This window comes from Halomonas sp. HG01, assembly GCF_000968715.2.
Taxonomy (GTDB): domain Bacteria; phylum Pseudomonadota; class Gammaproteobacteria; order Pseudomonadales; family Halomonadaceae; genus Halomonas; species Halomonas halophila.
The window spans coordinates 1,257,520-1,272,474 of record NZ_CP022134.1 but is presented as its reverse complement, the minus strand read 5'-3'; the positions used below and the strand labels follow the sequence as shown (position 1 = coordinate 1,272,474).

Genomic DNA, 14,955 nt, shown 5'->3' with positions numbered 1-14,955 from the left:
TTTTCGGCATTATATCCTCGGGCACCGACACTGGACAGGCATCCCGGCCGGCTGTGGCATACTGGGGCACGACACCCCAGCCGACGAGCCCTCCCGATGTCATTGAAGACCCGCCTGATGCTGGCCATCCTCGCCCTGCCACTGGTGCTGATCGCCCTGCTGGTGGTGGCGGTCACGGAGCTGGACGATCGCCATCATCGGCTGCAGCTGCGCGAGCGCCTGACACAGGCCGCCGATCTGCTGACCCCCAGCCTGGGCCAGGCGCTGGCGGCCGGCGACGCGGCCGAACTGGAGGCCCTGGCCGGTCGCCTGCTCGAGCTGGAGGACGTGCGCGCCCTGCGAATCCTGGGCGCCGACGGCGAACGCCGCCTGGAGCTCGGCCGACTGCGCCAGGCCAGCGATCTTGTGTCCCCCCAGGGTCCGGCGCTGATCGAGGACGGTCGACATTGGCGGCTGCAGGCGGCGCTGCCCGGGGCGCCCGGCGCCCGGCTGACGCTGGACATCGACGCCTCGACGCTGCCCCTCACCTACTATCGTCACCTGGCCAGCGGCGGGCTGCTGCTGCTGATCGTGGGCCTGCTGCTGTTCCTGGTGGCCTACGGCCTGAGCCGGCGACTGACCCAGCCGCTGGAAGACGTCACCCGCTCGCTGGAATGGCTGACCGCCGGCGGCGCCCCGCAGCCGCTATCGGTGCCGAAGGAGGCCGAGCTGGCCCGCCTCGCCCAGCGGCTCAACGCCCTGGGCGAGCACCTGGCCTCGGCCCGCGACGACCTGCAGGCCCAGATCGAGCAGGCCACCGGCGAACTGCAGGAATCCATGGAGACCATCGAGGTCCAGAACATCGAGCTGGACCTGGCGCACCGCCGCGCCCTGGAAGCCAACCGCGCCAAGTCGGAATTCCTGGCCAACATGAGCCACGAGATCCGCACCCCGCTCAACGGCATCATCGGCTTCTGCCGCCTGCTGCATCGCACCGAGATGGCGCCCCGGCAGCGCGAATGGCTCGACCACGTGCAGCGCGCCTGCGACAACCTGCTGATGCTGGTCAACGACGTGCTCGACTTCTCCAAGATCGAGGCCGGTCGTCTGGAACTCGAACACACCGAGCTCGACATGGTGGCCCTGGTCGACGAGGTGCTGGGGCTGCAGGCGCCCCAGGCTCAGGCCAAGGGCATCCAGGTGCTCGGCCTGGTCTACGACGACGTGCCGGAGACCCTCAGCGGCGACCCGCTGCGCATCCGCCAGGTGCTGACCAACCTGGTCGGCAACGCCGTGAAGTTCACCGAGCACGGCGAGGTGATCGTCCGCGTGATGGTCGAGCAACGTGCCGCCGGGCACGTGGTGCTGCGGGTGGCGGTCAGCGATACCGGCATCGGCATGAGCGACGAGGCCCAGCGCCGGCTGTTCCAGGCCTTCCGGCAGGCCGATGCCAGCCACCAGCGCGAGTTCGGCGGCACCGGCCTGGGGCTGGCGATCAGCCGCCAGCTGGTGGAACAGATGGGCGGCGAGATCAGCGTCGAGAGCACCCCGGACGAGGGTTCGACCTTCGCCTTCAGCCTGCCGCTGGCGTGCCCGCCGGAGACCCCGGAAGAGCGCGAACCCGAGATGACCCTCGACGGCAAGTGCGTGGTGCTGGAGGAGCCCCACGGCCCGACCCGCTCCGCCCTGCGTCACCTGCTGGGGCGCTGGGGAGCCCGCGTGATCGGAGAGCGGCAGGCGCTCGGCCACGAGACGGCGCTGGCCGTGTTCGGCCTGACCGACGCGGACCTGTCGCCGTCGGGGCAGACGGCCCTGCAGCAGCGCCTGGAGCGCCTGGAGTGTCCGGCGATGCTGCTGGTCAATGCCAGCCCGCCCGATCTGCCGGCGCTGCCGCTGCCCCAAGGCGGCGAGGTGCTGAGCAAGCCGCTGTCGCGGCGCACCCTGGTGGAATCGATCAGCCGCGCTCTGACGCGAGTCCGTCGCGACCGGCTGCCGGCCCGCCAGACGACGGCGCCCCGCGGCCCGCTGAGCCTGCTGGTGGTGGACGACACCGAATCCAACCGCCTGCTGCTCCAGGAGCTGATCAGCGGCCCGCAGCTGGAGGTGGGACTCGCCGCCAGCGGCGAGGAGGCCCTGGCCATGGCCCAGGAGAGACGCTTCGACGTGGTGCTGATGGACATCCGCATGCGCGGCATGGATGGCGTGGAAACGACCCGCGCGCTGCGCGAGCTGGGCGGGCACTGGCGCCATGTACCGATCATCGCCGTCACCGCCCACGTGCAGAGCGAACAGCGGCGCCAGCTGCTGCAAAGCGGCCTCGACGGCGTGCTCGAGAAACCGCTGGACACCGCCCAGCTGTCGAGCCTGCTGCGTCATCACCTGGGCGTGGGCCTGGCGCTCGAGGAAGCCGGCGAGGCGCCGGAGGCCGACCCGGCCACCGATGGCGAGCTGGCCTCGGTGGACCTGGCCCTGGGCACCCAGCTGGCCGGCGGCCGCGAGGCGCTGGCCCGCAAGCTGCTGGGCCAGCTGATCGATTCGCTGGACGAGAGCGAAGCCCAGGTTCGCCAGGCCATGGAAGTCGGCGATGCCGAGGCGCTGCTCGACGCCATTCACGCCCTCAACGGCGCCTGCCGCTACTGCGGCGTGCCGCGCCTGGGGCTGCTGGCCGAGACCCTGGAAACCCGGCTGCGCTCCCGCGGGCTGGAAGCGGTGACACCGCTGCTGCCGGACCTCTACGCGGCCATGACCGCGCTGCGCGACTGGCAGGCGGCTCAGCCCGCCTCGACGTCGACGTCCGGCGCCTGATCCGATGAGGTGCCGGGACGCCCCGGCACCCCGCCTCAGGCCTCGAGCACCACGAAGGCCACGGCGAAGGCCGCCTCGTCGGACAGCGACAGGTGAAGGTTCCTGACGCCTTCGGCCTCGGCCAGCTCCCGGGCACGCCCGGACAGCACCAGCGCCGGACGCCCGAGGGCATCGTTGACCACCTGGATCTCGCTCCAGCGCATGCCGTGACGCAGCCCGGTGCCCAGCGCCTTGACGAAGGCCTCCTTGGCGGCGAAACGCTTGGCCAGGAAGGCGGCCGGCTGACCGCGCTCCCGATACCCTGCCAGCTCGTCGTCGCCCAGCACCCGCCGGGCGAAGCGCTCGCCGTGACGCGCCTGGGCGGTCTCGAAGCGCGCCACCCGGGCGATGTCGGTGCCGACCCCGAGGATCATCCGCAGCAGCTGCCGTCGGCCTGATGGTCGTGATCATGCTCGTGATCGTGCTCATCGAGCGCCGCCACGAATCCCGCCTCCTGGCCGGCGATGGCCAGGCGCTTCATCTCCGCCACCGCCTCCTTGAGACCGACGAACAGCGACCGCGCGATGATGGCGTGGCCGATGTTGAGTTCGTGCAGCCCCGGGATGGCGGCGATGGCCTCGACGTTATGGTAGTGCAGGCCGTGCCCGGCGTTGACGGTCAGCCCCAGCTCGCCGGCCATCTCCGCGGCGGCGACCAGACGGGCGTGCTCGGCGGCCGCCTCCGCGCCCTTGGCCTCGGCATAGGCCCCGGTGTGCAGCTCGATCACCGGCGCCCCGGCCTTGGCCGCCGCCTCGATCTGCGCCGGCTCCGGGTCAATGAACAGCGACACTTCCGAGCCCGCCGCGGCGAGACGGCGGCAGGCCGCCTCGATCGCCTCGAAGCCGCCGACCACATCCAGGCCACCCTCGGTGGTCAGTTCCTCGCGCTTCTCCGGCACCAGGCACACGTGGGCCGGGCGAATCTCCTCGGCCAGCGCCAGCATCGCCTCGGTGACCGCCATTTCCAGGTTCATGCGCGTGTTGAGCACCTCGGCCAGCAGCCGCACGTCACGCTCCTGGATGTGCCGGCGGTCCTCGCGCAGGTGGACGGTGATGCCGTCGGCCCCGGCCTCCTCGGCCAGCAGCGCCGCCTGGACGGGATCGGGATAGCGAGTGCCGCGCGCCTGACGCAGGGTGGCGATATGGTCGATGTTGACGCCGAGCAGGATGCGGGGAGGATGCATGGGAAACTCTCCAGGTCCGGAATACGAGGGAAACAGGGTCACAAGGATAAGGGTAAGCGGACGGTCGCCCAAGCGCCCTGGCCCGCCGTCCGGAACATACCGTTCAGGCCGGGCCGTTCAGCCGCGGGCGGCGCTCTCGCCGGTCCGGCGCCGCGCCACCAGCTGCTGCATCCACTCCCGGGAGCGCAGCGGCCGGCTGCCCAGCAGCGGCGCCAGCGCCGCCCGGGTCACCGCCTTGGCCGGACCGGCGAGCCCCGGTTCGCGCCAGTCGCCGCCGGACAGCAGCTTGAGCGTACGCCCGTCGATGCCGGTCTCGGCGGGCAGGAAGGCGCGGGAATCGACGTCGAAGCGATAGCGCGTCTGGGGGTTGAGGGACTCGCCGCCCGGGGTGCAGAAGCGCGGCTCGGCGTCCAGCGCCTCGAGCAGCGACAGCTCCAGGCGACGCAGGGCCCCGGCCCGGCCGTCGGGGCGCGACAGCGCCTCCAGGGCGGCGGCGTAGAAGGCGAAGACATCAGCCACCGGCAGCTCCACCGGCAGCAGCCGGGTCAGCAGCTCGTTGGCGTAGAGGCCGCACAGCAGCCCCTCCCCCACCAACATCGCCGCCGGCGCACGGCTCTCCATCAGCGACAGGCGCTTGAGCTCGCCCTGACCGCTCCAGGTGATGTGCAGCGGCGCGAAGGGCTGAAGGGTCGCCCGGGCACGACTGCCCGGGCGCTGCACGCCTCGTGCCACGGCCCGCACGCGCCCGTGATCGAGCGTCAGAAGCTCGACCAGGGCGCTGGTCTCACGGTAGGGGCGCTTGTGCAGCAGATAGGCCGGCTGGGGGATCATAAGACGCCGTTCAAGAGAATCGAAGCTCGAAGCTCGAAGCTCGAAGCTCGAAGCTCGAAGCTCGAAGCTCGAAGCTCGAAGCTCGAAGCTCGAAGCTCGAAGCTCGAAGCTCGAAGCTCGAAATCAGTCTAAATCGTAGCCCAGGCTCTTCAAGGCCCGCTCGTCGTCGGACCAGCCGCTCTTGACCTTGACCCAGAGGTTGAGCATGACCTTGGCGTCCAGCGCCCGTTCCATGTCGAGGCGCGCCTCGCGGCCGATCTTCTTGATCCGCTCGCCGCGCTCGCCGATCAGGATCTTCTTCTGCCCGTGGCGCTCGACCATGATCAGGGCGCTGATGTGCACCACCCGACCCTCGTCGCGGAACTCCTCAATCTCGACGGTCATCTGGTAGGGCAGCTCGTCGCCGAGCTGGCGCATGACCTTTTCGCGCACCAGTTCCGCGGCCAGGAAACGCTGGCTCTTGTCGGTGACCTGATCCTCGGGGAAGTAGTGGATGCTCTCGGGCAGGTGCTTGGCGACCTCGGCCTCGAGCGCCTCCACGTGCGTGCCGTGCTTGGCGGCAATCGGCACGATGGCGGCGAAGTCCCGCCGCGCACCGACCGATTCCAGCCAGGGCAGCAGTTCCTTCTTGTCCTTGAGGCGATCGACCTTGTTGACCGCCAGGATCACCGGCACCTCGACCTTGGCCAGGCGGTCGAGCACCACCTGATCTTCCTGGGTCCAGCGCGTGCGGTCGATGATGAAGACCACTGCATCCACGTCACGCAGGGCCTGGGTGGCGGCCTGGTTCATGAAGCGGTTGATGGCCTTGTCACGATCCTTCTCGAGGATGTGAATGCCCGGGGTGTCGACGTAGATGAACTGGTCGTCGCCCTCGGTCTTGATGCCCATCACCTGATGGCGCGTGGTCTGCGGGCGCCGCGAGGTGATGGAGATCTTCTGACCGAGAATGCGGTTCATCAGCGTCGACTTGCCGACGTTGGGGCGGCCGACGATGGCCACGAAACCACAGCGTTGTGTCATGAGCGACCTCCATGGCCTTCGAGGCGGGACAGGGCCATCTCGGCGGCCTGCTGTTCGGCGTGGCGGCGGCTGGATCCGATCCCCCGGGTATGCTCCTCGAGCATCTCCACGTGGCATTCGACGGTGAAGGTCTGGGCATGGGCCTCGCCCTCCACCGAGATCACCTCGTAGCGCGGCAGCGCCGACTGACGCGACTGCAGGAACTCCTGCAGCCGGGTCTTGGGATCCTTCTGGGTGTCCTGCAGGTTGATGGCCTCCAGGCGCTCGGCGTACCAGGCCAGCACGCGGGCCCGGGCGGTTTCCATGCCGGCGTCCAGATAGATGGCACCGATCACCGCCTCGACCGCATCGGCGAGGATCGAGTCGCGGCGATGGCCGCCGCTCTTCATCTCGCCGGAGCCCAGCCGCAGGTGGCCACCGAACTCCATCTCACGGGCCAGCTCGGCCAGGGTCTGGCCCTTGACGAGGCGTGCACGCAGGCGCGACAGCTGTCCTTCCCGCGCCTGCGGGAAGCGCTGGAAGAGGTCCTCGGCGATGACGAAGTTGACGATGGAGTCGCCGAGGAACTCCAGGCGTTCGTTGTTGCGGCCGCCGTAGCTGCGGTGGGTCAGGGCCAGCTCGAGCAGGTCGGGCTGCGCGAAGTCATGGCCGATGCGGCGGCTGAATTGGGTCAGGGAATTGCTCACGAAGCTCCTGCTATGTCATGCAAGGAATGCCGCTCCCGGCATTCATTGGATACGGCGTACACTGGTAAAATTCGGCAGCCCGCCATTCCAGTGCATCCAGACGGCGAAGGCCTTGCCCACGATGTTCTGCTCCGGCACGAAGCCCCAGTAGCGGCTGTCGTTGGAGTGATCGCGGTTGTCCCCCATGGTGAAGTAGTGACCGGGGGGCACCGTGATCTCGCGCATCTGCGGGCCGGGATCGCGTGGATTATTGTAGATAGGGTGCGGCGCCTCGCCCAGCTGCTCTTCCAGCAGCCGTTCGCCGGGCGCCGACTCGGGGCCGTTCTCGAGCAGCGTCTTGGGCACCGGTTCGCCGTTGACGAACAGCTGCTTGCCCTCGTAGCGGATGCGGTCGCCCGGCAGGCCGACCACGCGCTTGATGAAGTCGACCGAGGGATCGTTGGGGAAGCGGAACACCATGACGTCGCCGCGCTCGGGCTCGCCCACGTCGACGACCTTGGTGTCCAGCACCGGCAGGCGCAGGCCATAGGCAAACTTGTTGACCAGGATGAAGTCCCCCACCTCGAGGGTCGGGCGCATCGAGCCCGACGGGATCTGGAAGGGCTCTACCACGAAACTGCGCAGCACCAGCACCACCAGCAGCACCGGGAAGAAGGAGCGTGCGTAGTCCACCGGCCAGGGCTCCTTGAGCGCCTTCTCGCGGGCGGCGGGGTCGGCGCCCTCGGTGGTGCCGGCCTCGACGCTGGCCGTCAGGCGGCCCCGGCGCGCCGGCCGCCACCAGATCAGCTCGAGCAGCCAGATCGCGCCGGTGACCAGCACGGCCACCGTCAGCAGGAGTGTGAAGTCCATCGGTCGTTGCCTTCCCTAGTCGTCGTTGACCTTGAGCACGGCGAGGAAGGCATCCTGGGGGATTTCCACCCGGCCGACCTGCTTCATGCGTTTCTTGCCCGCCTTCTGCTTCTCGAGCAGCTTCTTCTTGCGCGAGGCGTCGCCGCCGTAGCACTTGGCGGTCACGTTCTTGCGCATCGCCTTGACGGTGGAACGTGCCACCACCTGGCCGCCGATCGCCGCCTGGATGGCCACGTCGAACATCTGGCGCGGGATCAGCTCCTTCATTTTCTCGACCAGCGCCCGGCCACGGGAATGGGCATGGTCGCGGTGGATGATGATGGCCAGGGCATCGACCCGGTCGCCGTTGATCAGCACGTCGAGACGCACCAGCTGGGCGGCCTCGAAACGCTCGAAGTTGTATTCAAGCGAGGCGTAGCCCTTGGAGATCGACTTCAGGCGATCGAAGAAGTCCATCACCACCTCGGCCATGGGCAGCTCGTAGGTGAGCTGGATCTGGCTGCCGAGGAACAGCATGTCGAGCTGGGTGCCGCGACGCTGCTCGCACTCGGCGATGACGTTGCCGACGAACTCCTGGGGCACCAGGATGCTGGCCCGCACCACCGGCTCGCGCATCTCCTCGACGTCGGCCATGTCCGGCAGCTTGGACGGGTTGGAGACGTAGCGGACCTCGCCGTCCTTCATCAGCAGCTCATAGATCACCGTCGGCGCGGTGGTCAGCAGGTCGAGATTGTACTCGCGCTCCAGCCGCTCCTGGATGATCTCCATGTGCAGGGTGCCGAGGAAGCCGACCCGGAAGCCGAAGCCCAGGGCGTCGGAGTTCTCCGGCTCGTAGTCCAGCGAGGCATCGTTGAGCGCCAGCTTCTCCAGGGCGTCGCGGAACTCCTCGTAGTCATCGGAGGAGACCGGGAACATGCCGGCATAGACCTGCGGCTTGACCTTCTGGAAGCCCGGCAGGCGCTTGACGTCCGGCGTCTTGGCATGGGTGATGGTGTCACCCACCGGCGCACCGTGGATGTCCTTGATACCGGCGACCACGAAACCGACCTCGCCGGCGCGCAGGACGCCGGTCTCGCGGCGCAGCGGCGTGAAGATGCCGACCTCGTTGGCCTGCCAGTCGCGGCCGGTGGAGGTCATGCGGATCTTGTCGCCCTTCTTCAGCGTGCCGTCGAAGATCCGCACCAGCGACACCACGCCCAGGTAGTTATCGAACCACGAGTCGATGATCAGCGCCTGCAGCGGCGCCTCGGGGTCGCCCTTGGGCGGCGGGATGTCGCGCACCAGGCGCTCGAGCAGCGCGTCGATGCCGAGCCCGCTCTTGGCCGAGACCTGGCAGGCGTCGGTGGCGTCCAGGCCGATGATCTCCTCGATCTCGGTGGACACCTTGTCCGGGTCGGCCTGGGGCAGGTCCATCTTGTTGAGCACCGGCAGCACCTCGAGACCCTGCTCGATGGCGGTGTAGCAGTTGGCCACCGACTGGGCCTCGACGCCCTGGCCGGCATCGACCACCAGCAGAGCACCCTCGCAGGCGTACAGCGAGCGCGAGACCTCGTAGGAGAAGTCCACGTGCCCCGGGGTGTCGATGAAGTTCAACTGATAGGTATTGCCGTCCGCGGCCTGATAATCCAGCGTCACCGACTGGGCCTTGATGGTGATGCCGCGCTCACGCTCCAGGTCCATGGAATCGAGGACCTGCTCCTTGAGCTCGCGTTCGGTGAGCCCGCCACAGGTCTGGATCAGGCGGTCGGCCAGGGTCGACTTGCCATGATCGATGTGGGCGATAATGGAGAAGTTCCGTATCCCATTGATTACTTTGCGGTTATCGCTTTCTGACATTCGAAAAGATCCGGTTCGTGTACACAACCCTATACTGACTACAGGCTTGCCGCCCTCTTCGGGTGCGTCGAGTGAGATGGCGGCATTGTAGCGGGATGCGCCTTCCAGATACAGCGACCCGACGGCGCGGGCCGTCGGGTCGCGGGTCACGACGAGAGCGGGTCAGGCTCAGTCGTCGGCCAGGCGCAGGGCCACGTAGTAGGAACGGCCGTCGCGATACAGCCGTACCGGCACCGCGCTGCCGGCCGGCAGCTCGGCGACCAGCTCGGCGAGCTGCGCGGGGCTCTCCACCGCCTGGTGGGCGATGCTGACCAGCACGTCGCCGGTACGGATGCCGGCAGCCGCGGCGATGCCGTCGGGATCGACCCGAGTGACCTGGACACCGTGATCGAGCTCCATCTTGCTGCGCTGGGTCTCGTCGAGGGACTGGACCACCACGCCGAGGCGGGCGGGCGAAGCATCGCCGTCGCTGCTGTCCCCGGCCTTCTGGCTGTCCGGCCACTCGCCGACCTCGACGTCCAGGGTCTGGCGCTCGCCGTCACGCAGCACCGTGATCGCCACATCGCCGCCCGGCGAGACGTGGCCGATCAGGCGCGGCAGCTTGCTGGAACGATCGACGGTTTCGCCGTCGACCGAGAGGATGACGTCGCCGGCCTGGAGCCCGCCCTGGGCCGCCGGCCCCTCGGGGTCGAGATCGGCGATCAGCGCGCCTTCCGGATTGTCCATGCCGAAGGATTCGGCCAGCTCCCGTGACACCGGCTGGATCATCACGCCGAGCCAGCCGCGCTCGACGGAGCCGCTGGACCTGAGCTGGTCGGCCACGTCCATCGCCACGTTGATGGGAATCGCGAAGGACAGCCCCATGAAGCCGCCGCTGCGGGTGAAGATCTGGGAGTTGATGCCGACCACTTCGCCGTCGAGGTTGAACAGCGGACCGCCGGAATTGCCGGGGTTGATGGCCACGTCGGTCTGGATGAAGGGCACGTAGGCATCCCGCGGCAGAGTACGGTTGATGGCGCTGACGATGCCGGAGGTCACCGAGTGGTCGAAGCCGAACGGCGAACCGATGGCCGCCACCCATTCGCCCACCTCGAGCCGGTCGGAGTCGCCGAGCTCCAGGGTCGGCAGGTCGCTGGCCTCGACCTTGAGCACCGCCACGTCGGTCTTCTCGTCGGCCCCCACCAGCTCGGCCTCGAGTTCGCGGCGGTCGTTGAGCCGCACCAGGATCTGATCGGCGCCATCGACCACGTGGGCATTGGTCATGATGTAGCCGTCTTCACTGATGATGAAGCCCGATCCCAGCGACTGGCGCTCCTCGCTGTGGCTGCGTCCCGGCCCTTGGCCACGCGGCATCGGCAGCTGGTCGCCGAAGAAGTGACGGAAGATCTCGGGGATCTCCTGATTGCCGAAGCCGCGGAAGGGCGAGTCGGGACGCTCGACCATGCGCGAGGTGGAGATATTGACGACCCCCGGGGCGGCATCCTTCACCAGCTCGGTGAAGTCCGGCAACTCGCGGGCCATGGCGGACTGCGCGGCGAACAGCCCCACGACCAGCAGCACCCAGAGGGATAGCGTGCGCGTCATGCGTGTCATGAATGACTCCTGTGACAAGGTGCAATGGATGGCAAGGACATCTGCCCTACCCCTTAACCCCGGAGCGGGCAAAAGGTTCAGCACGGCCGTTCGAGCCGGGGTGGCCCGATGCCGGGTTCGTTTCGGAGGAAGGGTGAATCTCAGCGCGCGTCATCGCCGTCCGGCTCCGCCTGCTCCGCCGTCGTCTCGTCGGGGGCATCGGCCATTTCGCCACCCTCGCTGTCCTCGACCCAGACCACGGACTCGACGACCCGACGCAGCACGTCGGCGGGCAGCTCCCCCATGGCGACGACCTGCCGCGGACGATCGCCCAGCTCCCGGTGCAGCACCGCCGCATGGGAGACGCCCAGGCGATGAAGACCGGGCATCAGGAGGTCGCGATCCTCGAGGGGCTCGACGAACAGGCTCAGGGTCGAGAGGCCGTCGCCATAGATACGGTGACGGGGGCTAGGGTGGCGCTCGCCCTGTGGCGCCACGGGCTGGGACACGAACCCCTCGGGTAACCAGCCAGGACGCCAGGGCACGTCGGGAGGCGGCGCGGCCGACACCAGCTCGATGCCTCCGCGATGGAGGCCGGGAGCATGCAGCTCGGTGATCTGGAAGGTCTCGAGCACCCGCCCCCGCTCGTCGAGCAGGATCTTCTTCAGCGGCAGGCCAGTGGCGGCATCGAGCCACAGGCGATGACCATAGCGATGATCATCGAGGGGTTCGATGTCCAGGCGCACGCTGGCGCGACCCGCGATGCGATCCGCGCCGGAAAGCTGGAGCCGATAGAGGCTGTCGAGGTGCTCGACGAGGGTATGGGGCGGAGTCGCCTGGGCCCGGGCGTCGGCGCTGGCCAGGCCACCGGGACGCGCGATGCGCCCCTCGCGCTCGAAGGCCACGGCCGGGCCATCCAGGAAACGGGCCCGCTCGCGCTCCACGCCGTCCTTGACCTCGTGAGACAGGGCCAGGGTGCGCACCCCGTCGCTGCCGATGCGCACGGCCCTGGCCCGGAAGTCGTAGCAGTGGCTGGCCCAGAGACTGCGCTCGTACCAGGCCTGCGCCGAGTCGGGTTCGTCCTGCTCGGCGAGCCGGGCACAGTCGATGCCGGTCGACGCCTGGGCGACGGGAGCCAGGGCGGCGACCATGCAAGCGGCGCTGACCAGCCGCCACGCCCGCAGGCGCACCGACCGCCTTCGCCGGGACGCCATCAGCGCTGCCCCAGCGACTCGCTTCCCGAGGCCCGCAGCAGGGGCATCCAGGAATCGCCCCCGGTGGCCGCCGCACCCTCGGCATGACGATCCAGGTAGGACTGCAACAGCAGCGCCTGCTGGCGATCCATCCGCAGCGACTGACGCTGGGCGGGCGACAGCACCATGGGCGCGCCGGCACCGACGGTCATCAGCCCCTGTTCGCCGGCGCTGCCGCCCGGGAACATCGGCATGTCGACCAGCGACGCCCCCTGGCCGAAGGTCGCGTTACCGCCGCCCAGCGCCTCCAGCCCGGAAGAGGCGCGGGTCGCGGCGGCGGTGGCACCGGCGCCGGAAACCCCGGCGTTGGTCGCCACCGGCGCCTCGCCACCGCCCAGCGGGGAAGCGCCGTTGTAGAACTGCACCCCGGTGATCACCATCAGCGACACCGCCGCGGCGATGCCGGCGCTGCGCCCCAGCGGCAGGGAGCGACGCGCGGCCTTCGACGGCTCGGCCATGGGTGCCGGCTCGTCCTCCAGGGCAGCCATGACGCCCGCCGAGAGATCCACCGAGGTATCGGCCTCATTCTCGCGCTGCATCAGACTGCGCATCAGATGGTAGCGGCGCCAGGCATCCGCCGCATCGGGCTCGTCATCCAGCGACTTGAGAACGCGCCGCAGCTCCAGCTCGTCCCCCTCGTTGTCCATTAGCGCAGAAAGCGATTCCCGTGCGTTCTGACTCATGTCTCTACACCCTCACAATCGTCAAGGCGACACTGCCTTGCAGCCTGTTGGAAGCCCGGATTCCCGACCACACTGGCCGTCATGCCGGCCATGTCGAGAGGCCCCTGCCTCATCGTGTACGGATCGGTCACCGCATATGACGTCACTGTCGCCCGACAGTTCAGCCAATCGGCAAAAACGGTGAAAATTCGGCTCATTCGGTGACCGTTTCCTGGTTGCGCGACGTGGCGACCAGCGGCCGGATGTGCTGATCCACGGCCTCCCGGGCCCGAAAGATGCGCGAGCGCACCGTGCCGACGGGGCAATCCATGATGTTGGCGATGTCCTCGTAGGACAGCCCGTCGAGCTCGCGCAGGGTGATTGCCGTGCGCAGGTCATCGGGCAACGCCTCGATGGCCTCGAACACGGCCGTCTGCAGTTCGTCCCGCGCCATCGCCGCTTCCGGCGTCTCGATGTCGGCCAGCCGGCCGCTGTGGTCGACCACCTCGGCATCGACGATGTCCATGTCGCTGCCCGGCGGACGGCGCCCCTTGGAGACCAGATGGTTCTTGGCGGTGTTGATGGCGATGCGGTACATCCAGGTATAGAAGGCACTCTCGGCGCGAAACTTGCCCAGCGCCCGGTAGGCCTTGATGAATGCCTCCTGGGCCACGTCCTGAACCTCGGCGTGGTCGTGCACGTAGCGACCGATCAGGCCGATGATCTTGTGCTGGTACTTCTTCACCAGCAGGTCGAAGGCGCGGGTATCTCCCTTCTGCGCGCGCTCGACGAGTTGCTGGTCGGTTTCCCGGTGGCTCATTCAGCGCCTCCCCGTGGCGGGAGCTTGCCGCGACGCCTCGAGAGGGCGTCGCGATGAGACGGGTGTCGCTTCCATATGTATCAACCTAGACCCTGGGGTGAGCGTGCGCCGTTCTCGGCGGGAGACCAAGTGTTCCTGTTTCGCCGGTCGGCATCAAGCCTGGACGCCACCACGGGCGCCCGTCCGGGCGAGGCGACCCATGGGACCGCCAGCGGGGCGATGTGACAGCTCAAGCGCCCGGGGAGTTCCGTCTTCGATTGAATTTGGCCGTCACGCGGGCGATAGTAGTCGCTTGATACCGCATCAGCGCTGACACGATACAGGTAGCAGAATTCCATGTCCGAGCAACAGGTCAACAACCTCAACGTCCTGGCCGAGGACGTCCTCCTCCCGCCGGCCGACCTCAAGCGGGACATCCCGCTCTCCGAGGAGGCCGAGCGCACGGTGATCGAGGGCCGCCAGGTCATCCAGAACATCCTCGACGGCCGCGACCCCCGCCTGCTGATGGTGGTCGGCCCCTGCTCGATCCACGACGTCGATGCCGCCCTCGACTATGCGCGCCGCCTGCGCCGTCTGGCCGACGAGGTCAAGGACAGCCTCTATATCGTGATGCGCGTCTACTTCGAGAAGCCGCGCACCACCGTGGGCTGGAAGGGGCTGATCAACGACCCGCATCTCAACGGCTCGTTCGAGATCGAGGAAGGCCTGCACATCGCACGGCGCCTGCTGGTCGAACTCGCCGAGATGGGCCTGCCGCTGGCCACCGAGGCCCTGGACCCGATCTCTCCCCAGTACCTGCAGGATTGCATCAGCTGGTCGGCGATCGGTGCGCGCACCACCGAGTCCCAGACCCACCGCGAGATGGCCTCCGGCCTGTCCGGCCCCGTGGGCTTCAAGAACGGCACCGACGGCAGCCTCGACGTAGCCGTCAACGCCCTGCAGTCGGTCGCCCATCCGCACAATTTCCTGGGCATCGACCAGGCCGGCAAGGTGGCGATCATCCGCACCCGTGGCAACCGCTACGGCCACGTGGTGCTGCGCGGCGGCAACGGCAAGCCCAACTACGACAGCGTCAGCGTGGCGCTGGCCGAGCAGGAGCTGCAGAAGGCCGCGGTGACGCCCAACATCATGATCGACTGCTCCCACGCCAACTCCAACAAGGACCCGAGCCTGCAGCCGCTGGTGCTGGAGAACGTCACCAACCAGATCCTCGAAGGCAACCGTTCGATCATCGGCCTGATGGTCGAGTCCAACATCGGCTGGGGCAACCAGAAGGTCCCCGAGGACCTGAGCCAGCTGACCTACGGCGTCTCCATCACCGATGCCTGCATCGACTGGGACGCCACCGAACAGGCCTTCAAGACCATGAACGACAAGCTGGCCCCGGCGCTGGCCAAGCGCTGCCAGGCCGCCTGAC

The 14,955-nt window shown here is 68.3% G+C and carries 13 protein-coding genes; 2 read left to right on the top strand and 11 right to left on the bottom strand.

Annotated elements, in window-relative coordinates:
• The first annotated feature begins 96 nt into the window (after window positions 1–96).
• Window positions 97–2,784 (top strand): ATP-binding protein, encoded by a 2,688-nt coding sequence (locus tag UN84_RS05945; RefSeq protein WP_046079694.1) that lies wholly within the window; start codon window positions 97–99, stop codon window positions 2,782–2,784.
• A 35-nt stretch (window positions 2,785–2,819) separates the two neighbouring features.
• Here the strand turns inward: UN84_RS05945 and acpS are convergent, their stop codons facing one another.
• The 11 genes from acpS to rpoE form a co-directional block, all read right to left on the bottom strand.
• Entirely contained in the window at window positions 2,820–3,197 is a 378-nt protein-coding gene (acpS, locus tag UN84_RS05940; protein WP_046079695.1) for a holo-ACP synthase, read from the bottom strand.
• Window positions 3,194–4,006, bottom strand: a complete 813-nt coding sequence (gene pdxJ / locus UN84_RS05935; protein WP_046079696.1) for a pyridoxine 5'-phosphate synthase — start codon at window positions 4,004–4,006, stop codon at window positions 3,194–3,196. Before pdxJ ends, acpS begins: the two co-directional genes overlap by 4 nt.
• Before the next feature lie 117 nt (window positions 4,007–4,123).
• Complete coding sequence (gene recO, locus UN84_RS05930) at window positions 4,124–4,837, bottom strand: DNA repair protein RecO (protein WP_046079697.1); 714 nt, start codon at window positions 4,835–4,837, stop codon at window positions 4,124–4,126.
• A 123-nt stretch (window positions 4,838–4,960) separates the two neighbouring features.
• The gene (gene era / locus UN84_RS05925) at window positions 4,961–5,860 is read right to left on the bottom strand and encodes a GTPase Era (RefSeq protein WP_035596747.1); all 900 of its coding nucleotides are present in this window, start codon (window positions 5,858–5,860) and stop codon (window positions 4,961–4,963) included.
• Complete coding sequence (rnc, locus tag UN84_RS05920) at window positions 5,857–6,546, bottom strand: ribonuclease III (protein ID WP_046079698.1); 690 nt, start codon at window positions 6,544–6,546, stop codon at window positions 5,857–5,859. Before rnc ends, era begins: the two co-directional genes overlap by 4 nt.
• Before the next feature lie 42 nt (window positions 6,547–6,588).
• Window positions 6,589–7,395, bottom strand: a complete 807-nt coding sequence (lepB, locus tag UN84_RS05915; protein WP_046079699.1) for a signal peptidase I — start codon at window positions 7,393–7,395, stop codon at window positions 6,589–6,591.
• Window positions 7,396–7,410: 15 nt separating this feature from the next.
• Window positions 7,411–9,231, bottom strand: coding sequence for a translation elongation factor 4 (gene lepA, locus UN84_RS05910; RefSeq protein WP_046079700.1), 1,821 nt, complete (start codon window positions 9,229–9,231; stop codon window positions 7,411–7,413).
• Between the two features lie 168 nt (window positions 9,232–9,399).
• Window positions 9,400–10,824 (bottom strand): DegQ family serine endoprotease, encoded by a 1,425-nt coding sequence (locus UN84_RS05905; RefSeq protein ID WP_046079701.1) that lies wholly within the window; start codon window positions 10,822–10,824, stop codon window positions 9,400–9,402.
• Between the two features lie 140 nt (window positions 10,825–10,964).
• Window positions 10,965–11,993 carry a MucB/RseB C-terminal domain-containing protein gene (locus UN84_RS05900; RefSeq protein ID WP_082090923.1) on the bottom strand — a complete coding sequence of 343 codons (1,029 nt, stop codon included), beginning with the start codon at window positions 11,991–11,993 and terminating at the stop codon, window positions 10,965–10,967.
• 23 nt (window positions 11,994–12,016) lie between these two features.
• Window positions 12,017–12,739 carry a sigma-E factor negative regulatory protein gene (locus tag UN84_RS05895; RefSeq protein ID WP_046079703.1) on the bottom strand — a complete coding sequence of 241 codons (723 nt, stop codon included), beginning with the start codon at window positions 12,737–12,739 and terminating at the stop codon, window positions 12,017–12,019.
• 193 nt (window positions 12,740–12,932) lie between these two features.
• Window positions 12,933–13,538: an RNA polymerase sigma factor RpoE gene (rpoE, locus tag UN84_RS05890; RefSeq protein ID WP_035596730.1), complete on the bottom strand. Its 606-nt coding sequence runs from the start codon at window positions 13,536–13,538 to the stop codon at window positions 12,933–12,935.
• A 336-nt stretch (window positions 13,539–13,874) separates the two neighbouring features.
• Between rpoE and UN84_RS05885 the strand changes: the two genes are divergently transcribed.
• A complete protein-coding gene (locus tag UN84_RS05885) occupies window positions 13,875–14,954 on the top strand; it encodes a 3-deoxy-7-phosphoheptulonate synthase (protein ID WP_046079704.1) in 1,080 nt (359 codons plus the stop codon).
• Window position 14,955: the final 1 nt, after the last annotated feature.

Bases quoted from the DNA above. Each gene is read 5' to 3' on its own strand.
- UN84_RS05945 (WP_046079694.1), top strand. From the start codon at position 97: ATGTCATTGAAGACCCGCCTGATGCTGGCCATCCTCGCCCTGCCACTG.
- acpS (WP_046079695.1), bottom strand. From the start codon at position 3,197: ATGATCCTCGGGGTCGGCACCGACATCGCCCGGGTGGCGCGCTTCGAG.
- pdxJ (WP_046079696.1), bottom strand. From the start codon at position 4,006: ATGCATCCTCCCCGCATCCTGCTCGGCGTCAACATCGACCATATCGCC.
- recO (WP_046079697.1), bottom strand. From the start codon at position 4,837: ATGATCCCCCAGCCGGCCTATCTGCTGCACAAGCGCCCCTACCGTGAG.
- era (WP_035596747.1), bottom strand. From the start codon at position 5,860: ATGACACAACGCTGTGGTTTCGTGGCCATCGTCGGCCGCCCCAACGTC.
- lepB (WP_046079699.1), bottom strand. From the start codon at position 7,395: ATGGACTTCACACTCCTGCTGACGGTGGCCGTGCTGGTCACCGGCGCG.
- lepA (WP_046079700.1), bottom strand. From the start codon at position 9,231: ATGTCAGAAAGCGATAACCGCAAAGTAATCAATGGGATACGGAACTTC.
- UN84_RS05905 (WP_046079701.1), bottom strand. From the start codon at position 10,824: ATGACACGCATGACGCGCACGCTATCCCTCTGGGTGCTGCTGGTCGTG.
- UN84_RS05895 (WP_046079703.1), bottom strand. From the start codon at position 12,739: ATGAGTCAGAACGCACGGGAATCGCTTTCTGCGCTAATGGACAACGAG.
- rpoE (WP_035596730.1), bottom strand. From the start codon at position 13,538: ATGAGCCACCGGGAAACCGACCAGCAACTCGTCGAGCGCGCGCAGAAG.
- UN84_RS05885 (WP_046079704.1), top strand. From the start codon at position 13,875: ATGTCCGAGCAACAGGTCAACAACCTCAACGTCCTGGCCGAGGACGTC.